The organism is Salinisphaera orenii subsp. halophila YIM 95161 (genome assembly GCF_003732545.1).
GTDB lineage: Bacteria > Pseudomonadota > Gammaproteobacteria > Nevskiales > Salinisphaeraceae > Salinisphaera > Salinisphaera orenii_A.
Genome location: NZ_AYKF01000103.1, coordinates 1 through 19,676, shown reverse-complemented (window position 1 = coordinate 19,676; position 19,676 = coordinate 1). Strand labels below are relative to the sequence as shown.

Here is a 19,676-nt window from a genome sequence, read left to right as displayed (position 1 = left end):
GTCGGCGCCGCGATCGGCGGCCGCCGGCTGCCCCCGCCAGCCGCCGGTGGCGGCCCGGTCCAGCGTCAGCGTCGGCAGCGTCAGCCGGGTCAGCCGTGCGTCGTCGGCGAGCACGGCGGGATCGATCCAGCTCGCCCAGTCCAGGGATCGGCCCGCCAGATCGGGCAGCCGGACCAGCAGCAGCGCGTGGGCGGTGCGCACGTAGCGGCTGCCGGACGACGGGCCCCGGCCGCCGACGGCGATCGGAGCCTCGTCGTTGAAGCGGACCGTGATCGGCGGATCGTCCATGCCGGTGGTGGCCGGGTCGACGGCGTCGCGCTCGAGATGGCGCTCGGGCTCGGCGGCGGCCAGCTGCAGCAGGGCGGCGACACGGGCCGGATCGGCCCGCGCGGCGACCGGCTCGACGAGGCGCCAGCGGCCGGCGTCGTCGCGCTCGAGCACGATGACGTCATCGCCCGCATGCACCTCGAGGCGCCGGATGTCGTCGGCCGGAATCGCGCTCACGGTGTCGGGCGCGGGTGCCGGCGCCGGACGCGTGGCCCACCAGAGGCCGGCGAGCGCGATCACGCCGGCGATCAGCGCCAGATTGAACAGGAGGCGGGCGCGCATCACCGGCGTCGGCGCAGCCACCAGCGGGTCGTGCCGAGCGCCACCAGGGCCAGGGGGACAACGACCACGAACAGCCACCAGAGCCACCGGATGTGCGCGGGCGTCATCTGCAGCGAGGCGTCCGGCGCGCGGGCGACGTCGACGGCGATCTGGGCGTCGCGGCCGGCGAGCCACTGGAACAGCGACAGCGCGAGCGCCCGGTTGCCCAGCGTGTCGATATGGCCGTTGGCCATGAAGTCGCTGTCGGCGACCACCGCGGCGCGCTGCGGCGTATCGCGGCCCGCGCGCTCGCGCATCAGCGCCAGCCCCAGCGTCTGCGGGCCGCGGCGATCGCCGGCATCGGGCTCGAAGGTGAGGCTGTCGCCCTCGATGGGGCCGGTCTCCAGCCAGCTGCGTGTGCTCGATCGCAGAAAGGCGGCCTGTCGCCAGCCGCTGTCTTCGCGCGGGGCGAGGGCGCCGGCGAAGGGAAACACGCTGAGCCGGTTCAGCCGCTCGGTGATCGGCGTATCGGGGTAGTTGGCCACCAGGGCGACAGCCGGATGGCCGGTGCCGAGCTTGCGATAGTCGGGGTAGATCAGCGTACCCTCGGCCCAGCGCACGCCCAGCTCCGCGGCCAGCGGTGACAGACCGTAGCGTTCGCCCGGGTCGTCGGCCCAGAGCACGGCGCCGCCGCCGGCGACGTAGTCGCGGATCATGTCCACCTCGCCGGGCAGCAGCGACTGCTGCGGGCTGGCGATGACGAGCACGGCGGTGTTGTCGGGTATCGCCGCGGCGTCGGCGAGTCGGAGCGTTCGCGTGGTCATGCCCTGGCCGTCGAGGGCCGCGGCCAGCTCACTGTAGCCGCCGTTGGTCTCGTCGTCCGGCGCCCGTTCGCCGTGTCCGCCGAGAAACACGATCCACTGATCGCCGCTGGCGGACAGGCGCTGGAGGGCGGCGGTCACGTTCGCCTCGTCGAATGCGGTGATCGTCTCGTGACGGCCCCGATAGCTGATCTGCACCGCGCCGTCGTCGCCGATGCCCAGCGCGCGCACCTGCTCGGGATGGCGCGCCGGATCGGCGAAGGTCAGCTCGACGTTGTCCGAGGCGCGGGTGTAGCGCGCCAGCCGCGTGCGCACCCGATCGCGCCGCGGGCCCGGATAGATGTAGGCGGTGAAGCTGATGGCCTCCTCATCGAGCGCATCGACCACGCGCTGGCTGGCCGCGGTCAGCGTGTTGCGGTTGCCGTGGGTCCAGTCCCAGCTCGCCGAAAAGCGCTGGCTGAGCAGGCCCGCGAGTACCGCCACGACGACGATCAGAAGCATCGACAGCGCGTGCGAGGCCCGCATCAGTGACGTTCCATGTCGATGCGCACGGCCGCCAGCGCCAGAAAGCAGGCCGTGAAGATCACGAAGTAGAGGAGGTCGGCGCTGGCGAAGATCCCGCGCAGCAGGGCGTCATGGTGCCCGATCAGCGACAGCGCCTCGGCGGCGTCCGCCAGCGGCAGCGTGGTGCCGAGCACGACCGGCTGCCAGTCCATCGTCGACAGCGCGTAGATCAGCCACAGCAGCAGCAGTGCGCCCAGCGTGCCGATGGCCGCGAGCGTGGGTTCGCGCGTCAGCGCGGATATGAACACACCGACCGCCGTGAAGGCCGCCATCACCAGCCAGAGCCCCAGGAGCCCGGCCGCGAGCAGGCCGACATCCAGCGGCGTGGACGTGAGCAGGCTCAGCGGCATGAGCCCGATCAGCGCCCACATCACGGTCAGATAGCCCATGGTCCCGGCGAATTTGCCGAGTACCAGCGCGAACGGCGACACGGGTGCTGCGAGCATCAGTTCCAGATTGCCGCTTTTGCGCTCTTCGGCGAAGGCGCGCATCGTCAGCAGCGGCACGACCAGCAGCAGCACCACGGTGGCGAAACGAAACAGGCCCGCGCCGACCAGTTCGGACACGCCGTCGTACTCGCCGATACGTTGCGGGTTGAGGCTGAGATCGGTGAGCGACAGTGCGAATAGCAGCCCCGTCAGCAGCTGGGTGATCGCGAGCAGCATCCAGGCCAGCGGCGAGACGAACAGCCGCGACCATTCATGGCGGGCGATGGCGAGCATGACGCTCATGCGGCGGCCTCGCGCGGCGGCGCGTCGCGGCTGGTCAGCGCGGCGAAGCGCTCCTCGAGGCTGTAGCGCGCCGCGCCCAGTTCCAGCAGGCCCCAGCCGCGGCCGGCCGCGGTCTCGGCGATCATCTCGCGAATGTCGCATCCGGGCGCGGGCGTGAGTTGCCAGCGATGGTCATCGAGGGCCGTCGCGTGCGCCACGCCGTCCAGGCCGGTGAGGCTGTCGGCTGTCACCGCCTCGCGCAGTGCGATCTCGACCACCGGTGCCGACGTTCCCCCCAGCGGCTCGTCGAACACGATCCGGCCCTGGTGCATGATCACGACCCGCGCCGCCGTGGCCTGAATCTCGGAGAGGATGTGGCTGGAGATGATCACGCTGTGGGCGCGCGACAGGCGCGCGATGAGCTCGCGGATGCCGCGCAGCTGGTTCGGATCCAGGCCCGCGGTGGGTTCGTCGAGGATGACCACATCCGGGCGGTGCACGATCGCCTGGGCGATGCCGACGCGCTGCTGGTAGCCCTTCGACAGGTGGCCGATCAGGCGGCGGCCGGTATCCTCGAGGCCGCAGTCGGCCCGGGCGGCGGCGATCGCCTCGCGCCGTTGGCGCCGCGGCACGGCGTGCAGCCGCGCGCAGAAACCCAGATATTCGTCCACGGTCAGCTCCGGGTAGACCGGCGGGCGTTCCGGGAGATAGCCCAGATGCCGCTTGGCGCGCTGCGGTTCGCCCGCGAGGTCGTGGCCGGCGAGCGTCACCGTACCCGCGGTGGCGGCCAGAGTGCCGGCGAGCATGCGCAGGGTGGTCGTCTTGCCGGCCCCGTTGGGCCCGAGCAGCCCCAGAATTTCGCCCGGCGCGAGGGCGATGTCCACGCCGTCGACGGCGCGCGTGCCGGCGTAATCGCGCGTGAGCCCTTGCGCCCGGAGCTTGAAATCGCTTTCCATGAGCCTCTCGACAACGCGGGATGCCGCCTGGCGACCAGGCCGTAAGTTCCGCATCTTCCGCTGACAGGCCAATGACCGTAAAGCACGACGAAGGTTCGGCAAAGCCACCGACTGCCCCGCATGCCGGTGAGCTCGGTGTGGATACCGGCGGCACGTTCACCGACGTGATCTGCCGCGTCGACGGGGCGCTGTCGGTCTACAAGCTGCCGTCCACCCCGGCCGCCCCCGACGAGGCCGTGATCGCCGGCGTGCGTCGTTTCGCCGGTGACGCCGCGTCCGACTGGCGCATCGTCCACGGTTCGACCGTGGCGACCAACGCGTTGCTGGAGAATCATCTCGCGCGTACGGCCTACGTCGCCAACGCCGGTTTCGCCGATGTGCTGACCATAGGCCGGCAGGCGCGGCGCGAACTCTATGCACTGGAGCCCGCGGCGGCGCCGGTGCCGGTCGCACCCGAGCTGTGTTTCGAGGTCGATGCCCGCACCGCGGCCGACGGTAGCGCGCTGGTGGCGGTCGATGAGGCCATGCTGCGGGCGCTGGTCGAGCGGGTGCGCGAAGCCGGGGTCGAGGCCGTCGCCATCAATCTGTTGTTCGCCTTCCTCGACGCGGACGCCGAACAGGCCATCGAGGCCGCCCTGCGGGCCGCCGACCCGGGGCTGACGATCGCCCGCGGCAGCCGCGTGCTGCCGGAATACGGCGAGTATGAGCGCGGCATCGCCACCTGGCTCAACGCCGCCCTGGGCCCGACCGTCGGCGGCTACCTGCGACGGCTTGAGGCCGCGCTCGAACGGGTCGCGATCATGCACGGCGCCGCCGGTACCGTGGCCATCGATCAGGCCGCCGACAATGCCGTGAACCTGCTGCTCTCCGGGCCGGCCGGCGGTCTGCTCGGGGCCCGGTTCGTGGCCCGCTCGGCCGGGCTCGAACGCGTGCTGACGCTGGACATGGGCGGCACCAGCAGCGACGTGGCGCTGATCGGCCGCGAACTGGCGCTGACCAGCAAGACCCGCATCGCCGATTATCCGGTCGCCGTGCCCATGGTCGACATGCACACCATCGGCGCCGGCGGGGGCTCCATCGCCTGGCTGGACGGCGGCGGCCTGCTGCAGGTGGGCCCGGCGTCGGCGGGCGCGGATCCCGGCCCGGCCTGCTACGGCAAGGGCGGTACCGAGCCGACGGTGACCGACGCCCACGTGGTGCTCGGCCGGCTGCCGGCCTCGACGCGTCTCGGCGGCGACATGGGCCTGGACACGGCGGCCGCGCGTGCCGCGGTCGCGCGCATCGCCGAGCCGATGGGGCTGTCGGTGGAGGCCGCGGCGGCGGGCATTCTGCGCGTGGCCGACGAAGCCATGACCGCCGCCCTTCGCGTGATCTCGGTCGCTCGCGGCGAATCCGTGGCCGACGACAGCCTGCTGTGTTTTGGTGGCGCCGGGCCGCTGCATGCCTGCGCCCTGGCCGAGGGCATGGGCATGCGGCGGGTGCTCATCCCGGTGTTCGCGGGCGTCCTCTCGGCGCTCGGCATGCTGGTCGCCCAGCGCTCGCGCGAGCGTTCGATCAGCGTGCTGGAGAAGCTCCAGGGCATAAATGCGGCCGACGTCGAACGCCGGCTCGCGCCGCTGCGCGAGGCCGCGATTGCGGAACTGGCGGACGAGGGCGTCGCGGCCGAGGCCGTCCGGGAGCGGGTCAGCGCGGATCTGCGCTATGCCGGGCAGAGTGCGTCGCTGAATCTCGACTGGCGCGCGCCGGCGGACCTGGTCGCGGCCTTTCACGATGCCCATGCCGCGCGCTACGGGCACCGTTTCGATCTCGCCGTCGAGCTGGTCAATCTGCGGCTGCATCTGGCCGGGCCGGTGCCGGACGTCGAGCTGCCAGCGGTCGCGGCCGGACAGGGGCGGCCCGAGCCGGCCGCGACGACGCCGGTGCACGGCATCGACGAGTCCGTACCGATCCACGACCGGGACGGGCTCGCCGCCGGCCAGCATTTCGAGGGCCCCGCGATCGTGCGCGAGGCCGTGACCACGACCTGGATCGCCCCCGGCTGGTCGGTGCGGGTGGATGCGGTCGGCAATCTCCTGCTGGAAGCCTGAGGCCGCCGGCCCGCTTATCCGCTAGCGGGCGGCGAATCCGCGGGACGGAAAATACCAGCGCAGGCCGACGCGCACGGTGTTCGCGTCGATGTCGATATCGTGAATGTCGAGCTCGGTGCGCTCGAACGCCGCCGTGGCGGCCAGCGAATGGCTCACATCGAGCACGCCGCGCAGACCATGGCGGAGGCCGTCGAGATCCTCGTCGGCCGAGGCCGTGAGCCGGTCGCTGCCGGCGCGCAGTGCGACGTCCGGGGCGCCGTAGTTCACGTAGCCCGCATAGGGATTGATCTCGAGACCGGCGGTGGCCATCCAGCGCAGGCCAAGACTCGCGCCGTAGCCTTCGCCTCGAGCCGGGCCTTCACAAGTTCGTCGCCGATCCGCTCGCGGGCGCTCAGCTCGATATCCTCGTAGCCCAGTTCCAGATACAGGTCCATCCGGCCGGCGTCGGCGTGATCGAATCGGGTATCGCCGAGTGATCCGCGCAGGCCGAGCCCGAGCGTGTAGGCGGTGTAGTCGGTGCCATCGTCTAGATCTGAGAGATCGCCGCGGCCGAGGACATGGGCCTGATCGACGACGTGCCAGGCGGCATCGACGTTGAGACCGGCCGCATTTTCATCGCCGGTGCGGGCATGGGCTGCTTGCGGCTAGGAATAGGGCGAATCCTGCCGGGTGTTATTGCTGCGCGTCGCGATTGGCGCGAGGCGGTCGACATGGTCTTGGTCGGGTGGGGTGCCCGGTGGCTCGCGTCCAGCCGGTCGTCCGTCATGGATCAGCGGCGCATCGATGGCACCACCGAGGGCGGCCACGAGCCGGTCCACGGAAGCTGAAGGATGAGGGTTGAGGCGGGTCGGAACAGGACGCCCCGCCTTGGCGGGGCGTCCTGCCGCCGGTCTTTCCGCGGTGGCCTAGAAGTTCAGGCGCGCGCCGACGCGGAACTCGTCGTCGAAGCCGATATCGCGGCGGCTCGTCTCCACGTCGCTGCTTTCATAGGCGGCGGTGACGGCGAAGTTGTCGCTGATCTGGCCGATGGCGCGCACGCCGTAGCGCATGCCGTCGGCGTCGCCGAGATCGATGTCGTCGTCGACGTCGCCGTAGTCGACCCAGCCGACGTGCGGGTTGATCTCGAGGCGCGGGTGCACCCGCCAGCGCAGGCCGGCGTCCGCGCCGTAGCCGTTCGCGTTGGCGTCACCCGCACCGTTGCCGGTGACGTCCTCCAGCAAGAGCCGTTCGTAGGAGACTTGGCCGTAATAGCCGACGCCGGTGCCATCGGCGCCGCCGTAGTCGTAGAAGTCGTTGACGCCGATGCCGACGCTGCCGCGATTGCCGTCCAGGGAGCGGTTGTCGGTGTCCACCCAGTCGTAGCGGGCGTTGATGAAGACGTGCCGCGTGATCGTCAGCGACCCCTCGAGGCCGTAGCCGTCGTAGTCGGCATCCACGCCGCCGGTCTCGCCGTCGATGATGTAGTCGCCCTGGATATAGGTATAGCCGGGGGCGCCGGGCTGATCGTTGGGAGCGGCGGTCGCGGCGAAGGGGAGTAGGGCGGCGCTGACGGCGAGCACGGTCTTGTTCATTGGGGATCCCGTAAGTTATCGGTTTGAAAGCGATTTGCGAGCCGCAGGCTAGTGGCCGCTCGGTCACCGGTCAAAACGTGTTTCTACGGAGAGCCGCGGTTCCACGGAATGCTCACGAGCGGGGCGCGATGCGATCGGATCAGGGGCGCACGCGGATCGCGCCCACAAAAAAGCCGGCCCGGGGCCGGCTTTCGCGATCCGAGCTGGCGTCGCTCTTACTTGATCTTCGCTTCCTTGAAGACCACGTGCTTGCGTGCCTTGGGATCGTATTTCTTCATCTCGAGCTTGTCGGGCGTGTTCCGCTTGTTCTTGTACGTGGTGTAGAAGAACCCGGTATCCGCAGTCGAGACCATGCGTACTTTTTCGCGCATCAGACTTTCTCCCCGCGCTTGCGCATGTCGGCGAGCACGTTGTCGATACCTTGACGATCGATGATCCGCAGGCCCTTGGCAGACACCCGAAGCCGCACGAAGCGCTTCTCGGATTCCACCCAGAAGCGGTGCCGGTGCAGATTGGGCACGAAGCGGCGCTTCGTCTTGTTATGGGCGTGCGATACGTTGTAACCGGTGACCGGCTTCTTACCGGTGACCTGACAAATCTGGGACATTACTACTCCTGGGTCGCGCGCTGCCGCGTCAGCGAGCCGCGTATTTAACCATCAAACGACAGCCGACACAACCGTCGATGTCGCCGGTACGCAGAGGCACGGCCGGTTTCCTGCACGCCAACGAAAACACCCCGCCGGATCGGGGTGCGGGACCGCGGCCGCGCACCCGCGCGACCGCCTGTGCCGGGACGGTCTAGAAGGTGTAGCGCGCGCCGACGCGAACCTCGTTGTCGAAGTCCAGATCCGGGCCGCCCAAGTCGTAGTTGGTCCGGCGGTACTCGGCCGAGACCGCGACGCTGTCGCTCAGGTGACCCAGGGTGCGCACGCCGTAGCGAAAGCCCTCGGCATCGCCCAGGTCGACGCCGTCGCCCGAGATGCTGCCGTAGTCGGCCCAGCCGACGCTCGGATTGATCTCCACCGCCGGGTCGACCATCCAGCGCAGGCCGGCGTCGATGCCGTAGCCGGTGCCGGTGGCGTCCGCCGAGCCGCCAATGTCGCGCAGTTCCAGACGCTCGTAGGAGACGGTGCCGTAGTAGCCGATGCCGGTGCCGTCGGCGCCGCCGTAGTCGTAGAAACCGTTCGCGCCGACGCCGAGACGGCCGCGGTTGACGTCGGTATCGCTGTTGTCGACGTCCAGCCGGTCGTAGCGACCGTTCAGGAACACGTTCGGCGTGACCGCGGCGGAGCCTTCCAGACCGAAGCCGTTGTAGTCGTTGCCGGTGCCGTGCAGGTTGCCGGTCGGGATGTAATCACCCTGAACATAGCTGTAATCCGGGGCATGACCGGCGCCGCTCGGCGCCGCGAAGGCGGCGAACGGAAGCAGGCCGGCACTAAGGACAATCGCGACTCTTTTCATGATGTTCTCCAGTCTCATCAATCGGATAGGGGGAGTTCCGACTGGCCATGAATATAGTGAGCCGCGTGAAAATTGTCAATAAAACGTTAATAACATATTAATTATTTCTTAGAATAAAGGTGCATATTACATCAGTCCGCGTTCGGCGAGCGATACGTTCGTCTGGCGGCCGAGGACGATGTGATCGAGCACGCGGATGTCGACCAGCGCCAGTGCGTCGACCAGCCGGCGAGTGATGTCGCGGTCCGCGCGGCTGGGTTCGGCGACCCCGGAGGGATGGTTGTGCGCCAGGATCACGCTTGCGGCGTTGTGGCGCAGGGCGGCCTTGACCACCTCGCGCGGGTAGACGGCGGCGCCGTCGATGGTGCCGCGGAACAGTTCCTCGAAGGCGAGCACGCGGTTGCGGTTGTCCAGAAACACGCAGGCGAAGACTTCGTGCGGGACGTCGGCGAGTTTGAGCGCAAGATAGCGGCGCGTGGCTTGCGGATCGCTTAACGCATCGCTGGCGAGGAAGGATTCGCCGGCATGCCGGCGGGCCATTTCGAGCACGGCCTGGAGCTGCACGAACTTGGCCAGCCCGAGCCCGCGCGCGGCGCAGAAGGTCTCGCGGTCGGCGCCCAGCAGGGCGGAGAGGCTGCCGTACTCGACCAGCAGATGCCGGGCCAGATCGACCGCGCTCTGGCCGGCGACCCCGGTGCGCAGGAAGATCGCCAGCAGTTCGGCGTCGGACAGGGCGTCGGCGCCGCGTTCGAGCAGTTTCTCGCGCGGACGTTCGGAAGCGGGCCAGTCGGAGATTCGCATGACGACACTCGGTAAGGGCGGTGTCGTCGTTATCGGCAGCCTGCGCGCGGGCTGTCGTGCGCAGACGCTACAATGACGTCATGGAGGCACTGGCCAACCGCAACATCGTACTGGGCGTGACCGGCAGCATCGCCGCCTACAAGGCCGCCGTGCTCACGCGACGGCTGGTAGAGGCGGGCGCGAACGTGCAGGTCGTGATGACCGACGCCGCCAGGCGCTTCATCACGCCGATGACGCTGGCAGCGCTGTCGGGCCACCCCGTGCGCGACAGCCTGTGGGACGAAGCCGCCGAGCTGGCCATGGGCCATATCGAGCTGGCGCGCTGGGCGGATCTGATCGTGATCGCGCCGGCCACCGCCGACACGCTCGCGCGCCTGGCGGCGGGCCGCGCGGACGACCTGCTGGCCACGCTGTGCCTGGCAAGCCATGCCGACGTGCTGGCCGCGCCGGCGATGAATCATGTCATGTGGGCCCACCCCGCCACGCGCGCCAACGTCGAGACGCTGGGCGCGCGCGGCGTGCGCTTCGTCGGGCCGGCCGAGGGCGAACTCGCCGAGCGCGAGACCGGCGCCGGGCGCATGGTCGAGCCGGAGGCGATCCGCGATGCGGTCGTGGCCTATTTCGAGGACGTGCCGGCCGACGGCGTGCTCGCCGGGCGCCAGGTCGTGATCACCGCCGGGCCCACGCGCGAAGCGCTCGACCCGGTGCGTTTCATTACCAATCACTCCTCCGGGCGCATGGGCTACGCGCTGGCCGCGGCCTGTGCCGGCGCGGGTGCACGGGTCACGCTCGTTTCCGGGCCGACCACGCTCGAAGCGCCGCCCGGGGTCGAGCGGATCGACGTGCAGTCGGCGGCCGACATGCACGCGGCGGTCATGGAGGTGATCGGGCAGGCCGACATCTTCATCGGCGCGGCCGCGGTGGCCGACTACCGCCCGGCCACGACCGCCGCCGACAAGATCAAGAAAGCCGACGGCGACAGCCAGCTGGCGCTCACGCGCACGCGTGACATCATCGCCGACGTCGCGCGCGAACATCCGCGAGTGTTCACGCTCGGCTTCGCCGCCGAGACCACCGACATGGAAGCCAGCACCCGCGCCAAGCGCGAACGCAAGGGCCTGTCGATGATCGCCGGCAACGTGGTCGGGCCCGAGCACGCCTTCGGCCGCGACGACAACGCGCTGTTCGTGGTCTGGGAGGGCGGCGAGCGCGAACTCACCCAGGCCAGCAAGCGCGATCTGGCCGAACAGCTGGTCGCGCTCGTCGCCGAGCGCCTGGCCGCTACCGGCTGATCCATTCTCCGACCGCAGGAAAAGACGAGCCACGATGTCCAGACTTCAGGTGAAGGTGCTCGACGACCGCCTCGGGCGCGATTTCGACATGCCGCAGCGCGCGACCGCCGGCTCGGCCGGTATCGACCTGCGCGCGATGGTCGATGCGCCGGTCACGCTCGCGCCAGGCGACTGCGAACTGCTGCCCACGGGGCTGTCGATCTATATCGCCGATCCGAATCTCGCCGGCATGATCCTGCCGCGCTCCGGGCTCGGGCATAAGCACGGCATCGTGCTCGGCAACCTGGTCGGGCTGATCGATTCCGACTATCAGGGCCCGCTCATGGTCTCGGCCTGGAACCGCGGCACGCAGGCGTTCACCGTCGAGCCGGGCGAGCGCATCGCCCAGTTCGTGCTGGTGCCCGTGGTCGCCGCCGAGCTGGAGGTGGTCGAGGCATTCGACGACAGCGAACGCGGCGTCGGCGGCTTCGGCTCCACCGGAACCCGCTGATGACCCCACTCGAGGAACAGAAACGCATGTCGCTCGATCCCGAACAGGCCGCGCGCGTCGCCCGCGTGCTCGGCGAGGCGCTGCCCTACATCCGCCGCTTCGGCGGCAAGACGGTGGTGATCAAGTACGGCGGCAACGCCATGGTCGATCCGGAGCTCAAGTCCGGCTTCGCCCGCGATATCGCGCTGATGAAGCTGGTCGGCTTCAACCCGGTGGTGGTGCACGGCGGCGGCCCGCAGATCGGCAAGCTGCTTGAGCGCGTCGGCAAGCAGACCGAGTTCATCAAGGGCATGCGGGTGACCGACGAGGAGACCATGGACGTGGTCGAGATGGTGCTCGGCGGGCTGGTCAACAAGGAGATCGTCAATCTCATCAACCAGCACGGCGGGCGTGCGGTCGGGCTGACCGGCAAGGACGGCGGGCTCATTCACGCCCGCAAGCTTGCACTGGTCGACGACGACACCGATCTCGGCTTCGTCGGCGAGGTCTCTCATATCGATCCGCGCATTGTGAAGCGCCTAGAGGCCGACGACTTCATCCCCGTGATCGCGCCCATCGGCGTCGGCGCGGACGGGCGCAGCTACAACATCAACGCCGATCTGGTCGCCGGCAAGATCGCCTCGGTGCTGGAAGCCGAAAAGCTCATGCTGCTGACCAACACCCCCGGCGTGCTCGACGGCGAGGGCAATCTGCTCACCGGCCTGACGCCGGAACAGGTGCGCGAGCTGATCGACTCGGGCGTGATCCACGGCGGCATGCTGCCCAAGATCGAATGCGCGCTGGACGCCGTCGCCTCGGGCGTGCGCGCCGCGCATATCGTCGACGGCCGGGTGGAGAACGCGGTGCTGCTGGAGCTGTTCACCGATGCCGGCGTGGGCACGCTGATCGGCGACTCGGGCGCGCCGTCCACGGCCCCGCCGCCCGCATCGGCCTAGGCCGGGACCGGGCGAGGTGGCGTCGCGGGGGGCCGTCGGCGCCCGCCCGCGGCATGGCTCAGCGTACGCCGTAGGCGTCCCGATAGGCCTGCACGGCGCGGCGTGTGCCGATATCGAGCCCGGCCCGCTCGGCGTAGATGATCACGTCATCCAGCGTGGCGACGGCCGTGGTGGGGATGCCTTCGTCCTCGGCCAGTGCGGCCAGCGGCGAGCGATCATCGCTGCCGCGCTCCCGGCGATCGAGGGCGATCAGCACACCGGCGACCTCGGAACCCGCGGCGCGGATCAGATCGATCGCCTCGCGCACGGCCGTGCCGGCGGTGATCACGTCGTCCACGATCACCACGCGTCTGCCCAGCGGCGCGCCGACGAGCGTACCGCCTTCGCCGTGGTCCTTGGCTTCCTTGCGGTTGTAGGTGAAGGGCACGTCGCGGCCATGATCGGCCAGGGCGCAGGCCACCGTGGCCACCAGCGGGATGCCCTTGTAGGCCGGACCGAACAGGCTGTCGTATGGGATGCCGGAGGCGGCGAGTGCCGCGGCGTAGCCGGCGGCCAGACGCTTCATGCCGGCGCCCGAGGCGATCTCGCCCATGTTGAAGAAATACGGCGAGACCCGGCCGGATTTGAGCGTGAATTCGCCGAATTTCAGCGCGCTGTATTCGTCGGCCAGGGCCAGGAAGTCCTGGCTCGTGTCGGTGGCGGCGGGCATCGGGGCGCGGTCCTCCGGCGTTGTCGAAAATCGTCGCTGGTTCCGTATGATAAGCGCTGATCGGGCGGGCGGCGAATCGCGCCGCCTGGGGTTCATCGACGACAGGAAGCGCGTGCATGCGGGTCATGTCCTTCAACGCCAACGGTATCCGCGCGGCCCAGCGCAAGGGGTTTTTCGAGTGGATGGCCGCGCAGGCCCCGGATGTGGTCTGCATCCAGGAGCTCAAGGCTCAGCAGCAGCAGCTCGAGGGCGTGGCGGCGTTCTGGCCGGAGGGCTATCACTGCTTCTACGAAGAGGCTACCAACCGCAAGGGCTATTCCGGCGTGGCGATCTACGCCCGGCGCGAGCCGGACGAGATCGTGCGCGGCATGGGCCACGACGAGTTCGACGCCGAGGGGCGTTACATCGAGGCCCGCTTCGGCGACCTGCGCATCGCGAGCCTGTATGCGCCGTCCGGCTCCTCGGGCGATCACCGTCAGGATTCGAAGGAGCGGTATCTGGTCTATTTCCTGGATTTCCTGCGCGCCCAGGCCGCCGCCCCCGGCGAGTATCTGATCTGCGGCGACTGGAACATCGCGCACAAGGAGATCGACCTGAAGAACTGGAAGAACAACAAGAAGAACTCCGGTTTCCTTCCGCACGAGCGCGAGTGGATGGATCGGCTGTTCGGCGAGGTCGGGCTGGTCGATGTCTTTCGCGAGATCAATCCGCACGAGGATCAGTTCACCTGGTGGTCGCAGCGCGGCCGGGCCTGGGACAACAACGTGGGATGGCGTATCGACTACCACGTGGCCACGCCGGGCCTCGCCGCGACGGCCACCGCCGAATCGGTCTATCGGGTCGAACGGTTGTCCGATCATGCGCCGCTGACCATCGATTATGACCGCACCCTCTGAAGACGCGGCGCCGGCGCGCCGGTCCTGGCGCGATGCGCTCGCGATCTATCTGCAGCCGCGCGTCATCGGCATGGGTTTTCTCGGCTTCTCGTCGGGGCTGCCCTTTCTGCTGGTCTTTTCGACACTGTCGGCGTGGCTGACCACGGCCGACGTGTCGCGCACGACCATCGGCTTCTTTTCGTGGATCGGCATCACCTACTCGATCAAATTCTTCTGGGCGCCGGTGATCGACCGCCTGCCGCTGCCGCTGCTCAGCTGGCTGCTCGGCCGGCGACGCGGCTGGATGCTGCTGGCCCAGTGCGGGCTCATGGCCGGGCTGTTCGGGATGGCGAGCACGGATCCGAGCGCGAATCTGGAGCAGCTGGCCTGGTTCGGCCTGCTGGTGGCCTTCGCCTCGGCCACCCAGGACGTCACCGTCGACGCCTGGCGCATCGAGGCGGTCGCCGACGAGATGCAGGGCGCGATGGCGGCCACGTACCAGGCCGGCTACCGGCTGGCGATGCTCACGGCCGGCGCGGGCTCGTTCTACATCGCCGCGGTCAGCTCGTGGCCGACGGCCTACACCGTCATGGCCGCGCTGGTGGGCGTGGGCATGGTGACCGTGCTGCTGCTCGGCGAGCCGGAGGCATCGGTCTCACGCGATACGTCGGTGCGCGAGCAGTGGGCCCTGGACTGGCTCGCCGCGCGTTCGCACCGACCGGGCTGGCTGCGGGGCATCCAGACCTGGATCGTCGGCGCGGTGGTCTGTCCCTTCGTGGATTTCTTCGCCCGCTACGGCCGCCTCGCGATCACCATCCTGTTGCTGGTGAGCCTGTTCCGGGTGGCCGACATCACCCTCGGGGTGATGGCGAATCCGTTCTATCTCGATACCGGCTACAGCGAGGCCGAGATCGCCAGCGTCTCCAAGATCTTCGGCCTGATCATGACGCTCGGCGGCGCCGGCCTGGGCGGCGTGCTGGTGGTGCGCTACGGTATCCTCCGGCCGCTGCTGGCCGGCGCCGTGCTCACCGCGGTCACCAACCTGGTGTTCGCCTGGCTGGCCACACTCGACGATCCGGGCATGGCCGCGCTTGCGGTGACCGTCTCGGCGGACAACCTGTCGGGCGGCATGGCCGGTTCGGCGTTCATCGCCTATCTGTCCAGCCTCACCAACACGGCGTACACCGCGACCCAGTACGCGCTGTTCTCGTCGCTCATGACGCTGCCGGGCAAGTTCGTCGGCGGCTTTTCCGGGTGGATCGTGGACCAGTTCGGCTACGGGCTGTTCTTCAGCTACACCGCCATCGCCGGCCTGCCGGCGGTACTGCTGCTGATCTGGCTCATCCGCCACGACCGCGCGCGGCGCGATCCCGACCCCATGGAGACATCCTCATGACACATCTCAGCATTCGGCCCGCCCTGACGGCTGCCGCGGCCCTCGGTCTCGCGCTGTCCTGGAGCGCCGGCGCGCAGACCGGCGATCCCGCGCCCGCGGAGGCGACAGTCGATGCCGCTGCTCTCTACAACACCGGCGCGGCCGTGATCGAGAATAGCCGGGACGTCGAGCTCGCCGCCGGCGCCCAGACGCTGGACTGGCCGCTGTCGGGCCGTCTGCGACCAGAGACCTTCTGGCTGTCGGCGCCGGGCGTCTCGCTGACCGGATTGAGCGCGGCCCGTCCCGACGACGAGGGGAGCGGGCGCCTGGCCGCCCGCGTCGGCCGTTCGGTCACGCTGTTGCGGGGCGCCGGCGACGCGGCCGGCGACAGCCGCGAGGGCCGCCTGGTCGGCGTTCAGGGCGAGGCGGTGCTGGTGCAGGTCGACGGCCGTATCGAGCGGCTGACGGACGGTTCGCCCTGGCGCATCGCCTGGCCCGCGGATACCGGTTCCGACCCCGGCGGTGTGCAGCTCGACGTCGAGGCCGAGGCCGCCGGCACACGGGCCCTGACCGCCACCTACCAGATCGACGGTCCGCGCTGGCAGGCCAGCCACACCGGCCGTTTCGACGCCGAGACCGGCGAACTCTCGCTGACCACGATGGCGGTTATCGACAACGGCGGCGGCGCGCGTCTGAGCGCCGACCGGGCCTGGCTGGTCGCCGGCGAGGTCAGCCGCGCGGGCAACGGCGGGCCGCAGCCGGCGATGATGGCCCGCAGCGAAGCCAAGGCCGATGTCGCCTCCGGGCCGCAGTCGACCGGCGACACCTATCGCTATGCGCTCGACGGCGGCATCGACGTGCCCGCCGGCGCGACGCGCGCGGTGGCGATCATGGCGCCGCATACCTTCGAGGCCAGTCGCCGTTACCGCCTCGAGAACAGCCTGTATTCGGTCACGCGCGAGACCGAGCGCAGCCACGCCGCGGTGCGGCTGCGCTTCGACAACACGGCCGAAGTGCCGCTGCCCGCGGGCCCGCTGCGCGTCTACGACGGCCAGCATGCGGCGGGCCTGATGGGCGAGGCCACCATCGGCGACACGCCGAAGGGCGCGCCGGTGAACCTCACGCTGGGCGCCGCCTTCGATATCACCGCCGAGCGTCGTCTCGTGGACGATTCGCGCACCGAAGGCGGCGAGCGCAGCCGGACCGCCGAGATCACGCTGCACAACGCCGGCGACGCCTCGGCCACGGTCGATGTCGTCGAACAGCTGCCGGACACCGCCGGAATCGAGTCGGCCTCCGAGGACCGGGTCGACGACAGTCCGGTCAACAGCGCGCAGTGGACGCTCGAGGTGCCGGCCGGCGGCGACAAGCGGCTGCGGTATACCGTCACCTGGACGGAGTAGGTCCCGCAGCGGCGAGCCGGGCCCGGTCGCCGGGCCCGTGAACTTGTTCGAAGCGACGGGTGGCGGGACGCGGCGCGGCCGGCCGGTGTCCGCGCGATGACCGCGCCCGGCGGTGTGCCCACGGCCCGGTCGAGCCGCGGTATGCCCGGCTACGTGCATATGCGCCGAGCCGCGGGCCGGCCGCGAAGCCTGCGGCGTCGGCGTACTCGGTTGTCGTCCATTCCGGCTGGGCGTCCAGGCCCGGACACGTCGCCACCTGCCGTCGGGGCCAGTGACTGCCCGCGACCCTTCGAACTCAAGCGGCCCGAAGCCTCGGAACCCGGCATGGCCGACTCGGGTTCCGAGCGGCCCGTTCGGACCGCGCGTTTGTGGAGGGCGAGGACGAGCCTCCGCGCGGCCGCTGTCATGCCCGATTCGCGATTCGGGGAACGGCCGTGGCACGTGTGCCGCCCGGTGCCGGAACTGCGGCTGCCGCAGGTGCCGGTTCGGGCAACGTGCCGGGGCGGCCGATTCCGATGCGACCGGACTGTGTCGATCGCCCTCAGTGGTCGCGCCTGACGATCTCGGCGGCGATCGCGCGCAGGGGCGCGCCGGCCTCGCCGAATACGGCGAGCGCCTCGATCGCCTCGGCGTGGAGTCGGTCGGCGTAGGCGCGCGCCGCCTCGAGGCCGAGCAGGGCGGGATAGGTCGCCTTGTCGTGGGCCGCGTCCGCGCCCTGGGTCTTGCCGAGCACGGCCGTGCTGGAGTCGACGTCGAGCACGTCGTCGCGCACCTGGAAGGCCAGCCCGATGCGCGTGGCGAAACGATCGAGCGCCGCCCGATGCGCGGACTCGAGAGCGGGGTGGCTGTCGGCCGCCATCAGCACGCAGGCGCGCAGCAGCGCCCCGGTCTTGAGTGCATGCACGTGTTCGAGTGCGTCGCGGTCGATGGCCCGGCCCTCGCTGGCCATGTCCAGGGCCTGGCCGCCCACCATGCCGCGCGAACCGACCGCCCGGGCGAGCGTGGCCAGCAGGGCGGCACGGGCGGCCGGATGGGCGTCGAGCCCCGGGTCGGTGGCCAGCACTTCGAAGGCCAGCGCCTGCAGGGCGTCGCCGGCCAGGATCGCGGTCGCCGCGTCGTAGGCGATGTGGGTGGTCGCGCGCCCGCGCCGCAGCGCGTCGTCGTCCATCGCCGGCAGGTCGTCGTGGATCAGGGAATAGGCGTGGATACACTCGACGGCGACCGCGGGGGCGTCCAGGCCGGCAGGATCGAGGCCCAGCACTTCGCCCGTCGCGTGGACCAGCCGCGGCCGGATGCGCTTGCCGCCGCCGAGTACGCTGTAGCGCATCGCCGCGTGCAGGCGTTCCGGCGCGGTCTCGGCGGACGGCAGGACACGTTCGAGCGCGTCGTCGATACGCGCGGTCGGGTCGGATGGGGCACTGCGGGTCATGGCGGGCGGTGTCGGTGGCGGAGGCCGGCAGATGCGGCGCGGCGGCGTAAGCAAGCCACCGATGGTCCGGTGGCGTCAACCGGCTTTACCTCGGCCCGGTGCGATGGTGTAGTTTCGGCCCGCCGCGACGCCGGTGCACCGTTCAGCCGTCAGAGAGGATCCGCGTTCGCCATGCCCCGCATCGCCGTGCCGACCGACAGCCGGACACCCGTATCGATCCGACGGCCGTCATCGTTGCCCGCCCTTTGGCGCGCTGACGGGCGGTCGTGCCGGCGGGTGCTCGGGTGCGGCGTGCCAGCGCGCGCCGGCGTAAGGCGATGTGAGGGTGCGCGGTCCAGGCGAGCCGATCGGCGCCCGCGAGCCCGCCGGTGCAGCGGCCGCCCAGGGCTCGACGCCGGGGCGGCCTGTTGCGGCCGCCGTGCGGCGCGCTTCGGGCGTGGCGCTCGCGGCCGAGGATCCCTGTCATGAGCGCAGGCAGTCTCTGCGTACCGGCGCGCGCGCAGGTGAGCCGGCCCGGCATCGTCGCGTCGCTGCCCGGCGAGGTCCGGGCGATGGCGCGGCTGCGGGCGCAGGGCCGGGCGAGCCTGACCGGCGGCGCGCGGCTCGCACTGTCGGGGCTGGGGGCGGCGCGCGCCGAGACCGCGGCGCGCGCGCTGGTCGCCGACGGGGTGGACGGGCTGGTCAGCTGGGGCTGTGCCAGCGCGCTCGTGCCGGCCCTCGCCGTCGGCGACCTGCTGCTGCCGCGCGAGATCGTGACCGCGGCCGGCCCGCGGCTGGCCGTCGATGCCGAATGGCATGCGCGCCTGACCGACCGGATCGGCGGTGGCGCCCGGCTGCGTCACGGCGCGCTCGCCGAGACCCGCGGCGTGCTCGGCAACGCGGCGAACAAGCAGGCACTGCACGCGCTGTCCACGGCGATCGCGGCCGACCGGGAAAGCGCGGCGATCGCGGCGGTGGCCGTCGAATTCGGGCTGCCGTTCATCGTCGTGCGTGCGGTCGCCGACGATGCCGTGATGACGGTGCCGCCGGTCGCGCGGGCGGCGCTCGACGACGACGGCGCACTGCGCCCGCTGCGGGTGCTGCGGCGGCTGGTCCGCCCGCCGGCGGGGCGTCATGCCGAGCTGCGCGCGATCAAGCAGCTGGCCGTGGCCTTTCGTACCGCCCAGCGCACGCTCGATGCGGTCGCCCCCCTGCTGCTCGACACGGAACCAGACGGCGATACGTGAGGCCGCGTCTCAGGAATGGCGCCGTGACGGAGCCGCCCCGGCTTGCGCTGTCGTTCGCCGCGGGTATCGTTGGCGCGTCATGCAGGATGCAGCAGCAACGAAAGCGGCGGCCGGCGCGGCACCTTCCCAAAGGACCGGGCGAGCGCCGTGCCCGCCCGGCGCCGGCCTGCGCTCGCCGGTGGGGCCGGCACGGCACGCATCGCCCGTCGAGCGCGGGCGGACGCCGCCCACGAGTGCTGCGATACGCCTTCCGATTGTCCAGAAAGCAGGTGTCACATGATCCAGGCAAGCGACTTCATCGACCGTATCGGCGCCCACGGCTATGACTTTTTCGCCGCCGGCCCGTGCGCGTCCTTCACGCCGTTGGTCGATACCGTGATC

General features: G+C 70.5%; 21 protein-coding genes. 9 read left to right on the top strand and 12 right to left on the bottom strand.

Going from position 1 to position 19,676, the window contains the following annotated elements:
• The 4 genes from SAHL_RS13170 to SAHL_RS13155 all read right to left on the bottom strand — a co-directional run.
• Positions 1 to 609, bottom strand: a 609-nt coding sequence (locus tag SAHL_RS13170) for a DUF4340 domain-containing protein (RefSeq protein ID WP_148045569.1), incomplete at its 3' end; no start/stop codon positions are given.
• Complete coding sequence (locus SAHL_RS13165; RefSeq protein WP_123591878.1) at positions 609 to 1,934, bottom strand: GldG family protein; 1,326 nt, start codon at positions 1,932 to 1,934, stop codon at positions 609 to 611. The genes SAHL_RS13170 and SAHL_RS13165, both read right to left, overlap by 1 nt.
• A complete protein-coding gene (locus SAHL_RS13160; protein WP_123591877.1) occupies positions 1,934 to 2,704 on the bottom strand; it encodes an ABC transporter permease in 771 nt (256 codons plus the stop codon). The genes SAHL_RS13165 and SAHL_RS13160 overlap by 1 nt, the downstream gene beginning before the upstream one ends.
• Positions 2,701 to 3,639, bottom strand: coding sequence for an ABC transporter ATP-binding protein (locus SAHL_RS13155; RefSeq protein ID WP_123591876.1), 939 nt, complete (start codon positions 3,637 to 3,639; stop codon positions 2,701 to 2,703). Before SAHL_RS13155 ends, SAHL_RS13160 begins: the two co-directional genes overlap by 4 nt.
• Positions 3,640 to 3,710: 71 nt before the next feature.
• On the opposite strand from SAHL_RS13155, the gene SAHL_RS13150 reads away from it, so the two are divergent.
• On the top strand, positions 3,711 to 5,726 hold the full coding sequence (locus SAHL_RS13150; protein WP_123591875.1) for a hydantoinase/oxoprolinase family protein: 2,016 nt from the start codon (positions 3,711 to 3,713) through the stop codon (positions 5,724 to 5,726).
• A 21-nt stretch (positions 5,727 to 5,747) separates the two neighbouring features.
• On the opposite strand, the gene SAHL_RS13145 is transcribed toward SAHL_RS13150, so the two are convergent.
• Positions 5,748 to 6,035: a hypothetical protein gene (locus tag SAHL_RS13145; RefSeq protein WP_123591874.1), complete on the bottom strand. Its 288-nt coding sequence runs from the start codon at positions 6,033 to 6,035 to the stop codon at positions 5,748 to 5,750.
• Between the two features lie 248 nt (positions 6,036 to 6,283).
• On the opposite strand from SAHL_RS13145, the gene SAHL_RS13140 reads away from it, so the two are divergent.
• Positions 6,284 to 6,553 (top strand): hypothetical protein, encoded by a 270-nt coding sequence (locus SAHL_RS13140; RefSeq protein ID WP_123591873.1) that lies wholly within the window; start codon positions 6,284 to 6,286, stop codon positions 6,551 to 6,553.
• Between the two features lie 78 nt (positions 6,554 to 6,631).
• On the opposite strand, the gene SAHL_RS13135 is transcribed toward SAHL_RS13140, so the two are convergent.
• The 5 genes from SAHL_RS13135 to radC form a co-directional block, all read right to left on the bottom strand.
• The gene (locus SAHL_RS13135) at positions 6,632 to 7,297 is read right to left on the bottom strand and encodes an outer membrane beta-barrel protein (RefSeq protein WP_123591872.1); all 666 of its coding nucleotides are present in this window, start codon (positions 7,295 to 7,297) and stop codon (positions 6,632 to 6,634) included.
• Positions 7,298 to 7,512: 215 nt separating this feature from the next.
• The gene (gene rpmG, locus SAHL_RS13130; RefSeq protein WP_006912359.1) at positions 7,513 to 7,668 is read right to left on the bottom strand and encodes a 50S ribosomal protein L33; all 156 of its coding nucleotides are present in this window, start codon (positions 7,666 to 7,668) and stop codon (positions 7,513 to 7,515) included.
• The gene (rpmB, locus tag SAHL_RS13125; protein WP_123591871.1) at positions 7,668 to 7,904 is read right to left on the bottom strand and encodes a 50S ribosomal protein L28; all 237 of its coding nucleotides are present in this window, start codon (positions 7,902 to 7,904) and stop codon (positions 7,668 to 7,670) included. Before rpmB ends, rpmG begins: the two co-directional genes overlap by 1 nt.
• Before the next feature lie 193 nt (positions 7,905 to 8,097).
• Positions 8,098 to 8,760: an outer membrane beta-barrel protein gene (locus tag SAHL_RS13120; RefSeq protein WP_123591881.1), complete on the bottom strand. Its 663-nt coding sequence runs from the start codon at positions 8,758 to 8,760 to the stop codon at positions 8,098 to 8,100.
• Positions 8,761 to 8,886: 126 nt separating this feature from the next.
• Positions 8,887 to 9,561: a RadC family protein gene (radC, locus tag SAHL_RS13115; RefSeq protein WP_123591870.1), complete on the bottom strand. Its 675-nt coding sequence runs from the start codon at positions 9,559 to 9,561 to the stop codon at positions 8,887 to 8,889.
• Between the two features lie 80 nt (positions 9,562 to 9,641).
• Here radC and coaBC point away from each other — a divergent pair, with 80 nt between their 5' ends.
• The 3 genes from coaBC to argB are packed head-to-tail and all read left to right on the top strand — an operon-like array spanning position 9,642 to position 12,278.
• Complete coding sequence (coaBC, locus tag SAHL_RS13110) at positions 9,642 to 10,853, top strand: bifunctional phosphopantothenoylcysteine decarboxylase/phosphopantothenate--cysteine ligase CoaBC (protein ID WP_123591869.1); 1,212 nt, start codon at positions 9,642 to 9,644, stop codon at positions 10,851 to 10,853.
• Positions 10,854 to 10,887: 34 nt separating this feature from the next.
• Positions 10,888 to 11,343: a dUTP diphosphatase gene (gene dut / locus SAHL_RS13105; RefSeq protein ID WP_123591868.1), complete on the top strand. Its 456-nt coding sequence runs from the start codon at positions 10,888 to 10,890 to the stop codon at positions 11,341 to 11,343.
• Positions 11,344 to 11,369: 26 nt separating this feature from the next.
• A complete protein-coding gene (argB, locus tag SAHL_RS13100) occupies positions 11,370 to 12,278 on the top strand; it encodes an acetylglutamate kinase (protein ID WP_123591880.1) in 909 nt (302 codons plus the stop codon).
• 58 nt (positions 12,279 to 12,336) lie between these two features.
• On the opposite strand, the gene pyrE is transcribed toward argB, so the two are convergent.
• Positions 12,337 to 12,987, bottom strand: coding sequence for an orotate phosphoribosyltransferase (gene pyrE, locus SAHL_RS13095; protein WP_123591867.1), 651 nt, complete (start codon positions 12,985 to 12,987; stop codon positions 12,337 to 12,339).
• Positions 12,988 to 13,103: 116 nt separating this feature from the next.
• On the opposite strand from pyrE, the gene SAHL_RS13090 reads away from it, so the two are divergent.
• Genes SAHL_RS13090 through SAHL_RS13080 form a run of 3 tightly spaced genes read left to right on the top strand, consistent with a single transcriptional unit; the run spans position 13,104 to position 16,640 of the window.
• Entirely contained in the window at positions 13,104 to 13,883 is a 780-nt protein-coding gene (locus SAHL_RS13090) for an exodeoxyribonuclease III (RefSeq protein WP_123591866.1), read from the top strand.
• Positions 13,867 to 15,258: an AmpG family muropeptide MFS transporter gene (locus SAHL_RS13085; RefSeq protein WP_123591865.1), complete on the top strand. Its 1,392-nt coding sequence runs from the start codon at positions 13,867 to 13,869 to the stop codon at positions 15,256 to 15,258. Before SAHL_RS13090 ends, SAHL_RS13085 begins: the two co-directional genes overlap by 17 nt.
• Complete coding sequence (locus tag SAHL_RS13080; protein WP_123591864.1) at positions 15,255 to 16,640, top strand: DUF4139 domain-containing protein; 1,386 nt, start codon at positions 15,255 to 15,257, stop codon at positions 16,638 to 16,640. Before SAHL_RS13085 ends, SAHL_RS13080 begins: the two co-directional genes overlap by 4 nt.
• Positions 16,641 to 17,181: 541 nt before the next feature.
• On the opposite strand, the gene SAHL_RS13075 is transcribed toward SAHL_RS13080, so the two are convergent.
• Entirely contained in the window at positions 17,182 to 18,069 is an 888-nt protein-coding gene (locus SAHL_RS13075) for a farnesyl diphosphate synthase (protein ID WP_123591863.1), read from the bottom strand.
• A 464-nt stretch (positions 18,070 to 18,533) separates the two neighbouring features.
• Here SAHL_RS13075 and SAHL_RS13070 point away from each other — a divergent pair, with 464 nt between their 5' ends.
• Complete coding sequence (locus SAHL_RS13070) at positions 18,534 to 19,295, top strand: phosphorylase family protein (RefSeq protein ID WP_123591862.1); 762 nt, start codon at positions 18,534 to 18,536, stop codon at positions 19,293 to 19,295.
• Positions 19,296 to 19,676: the final 381 nt, after the last annotated feature.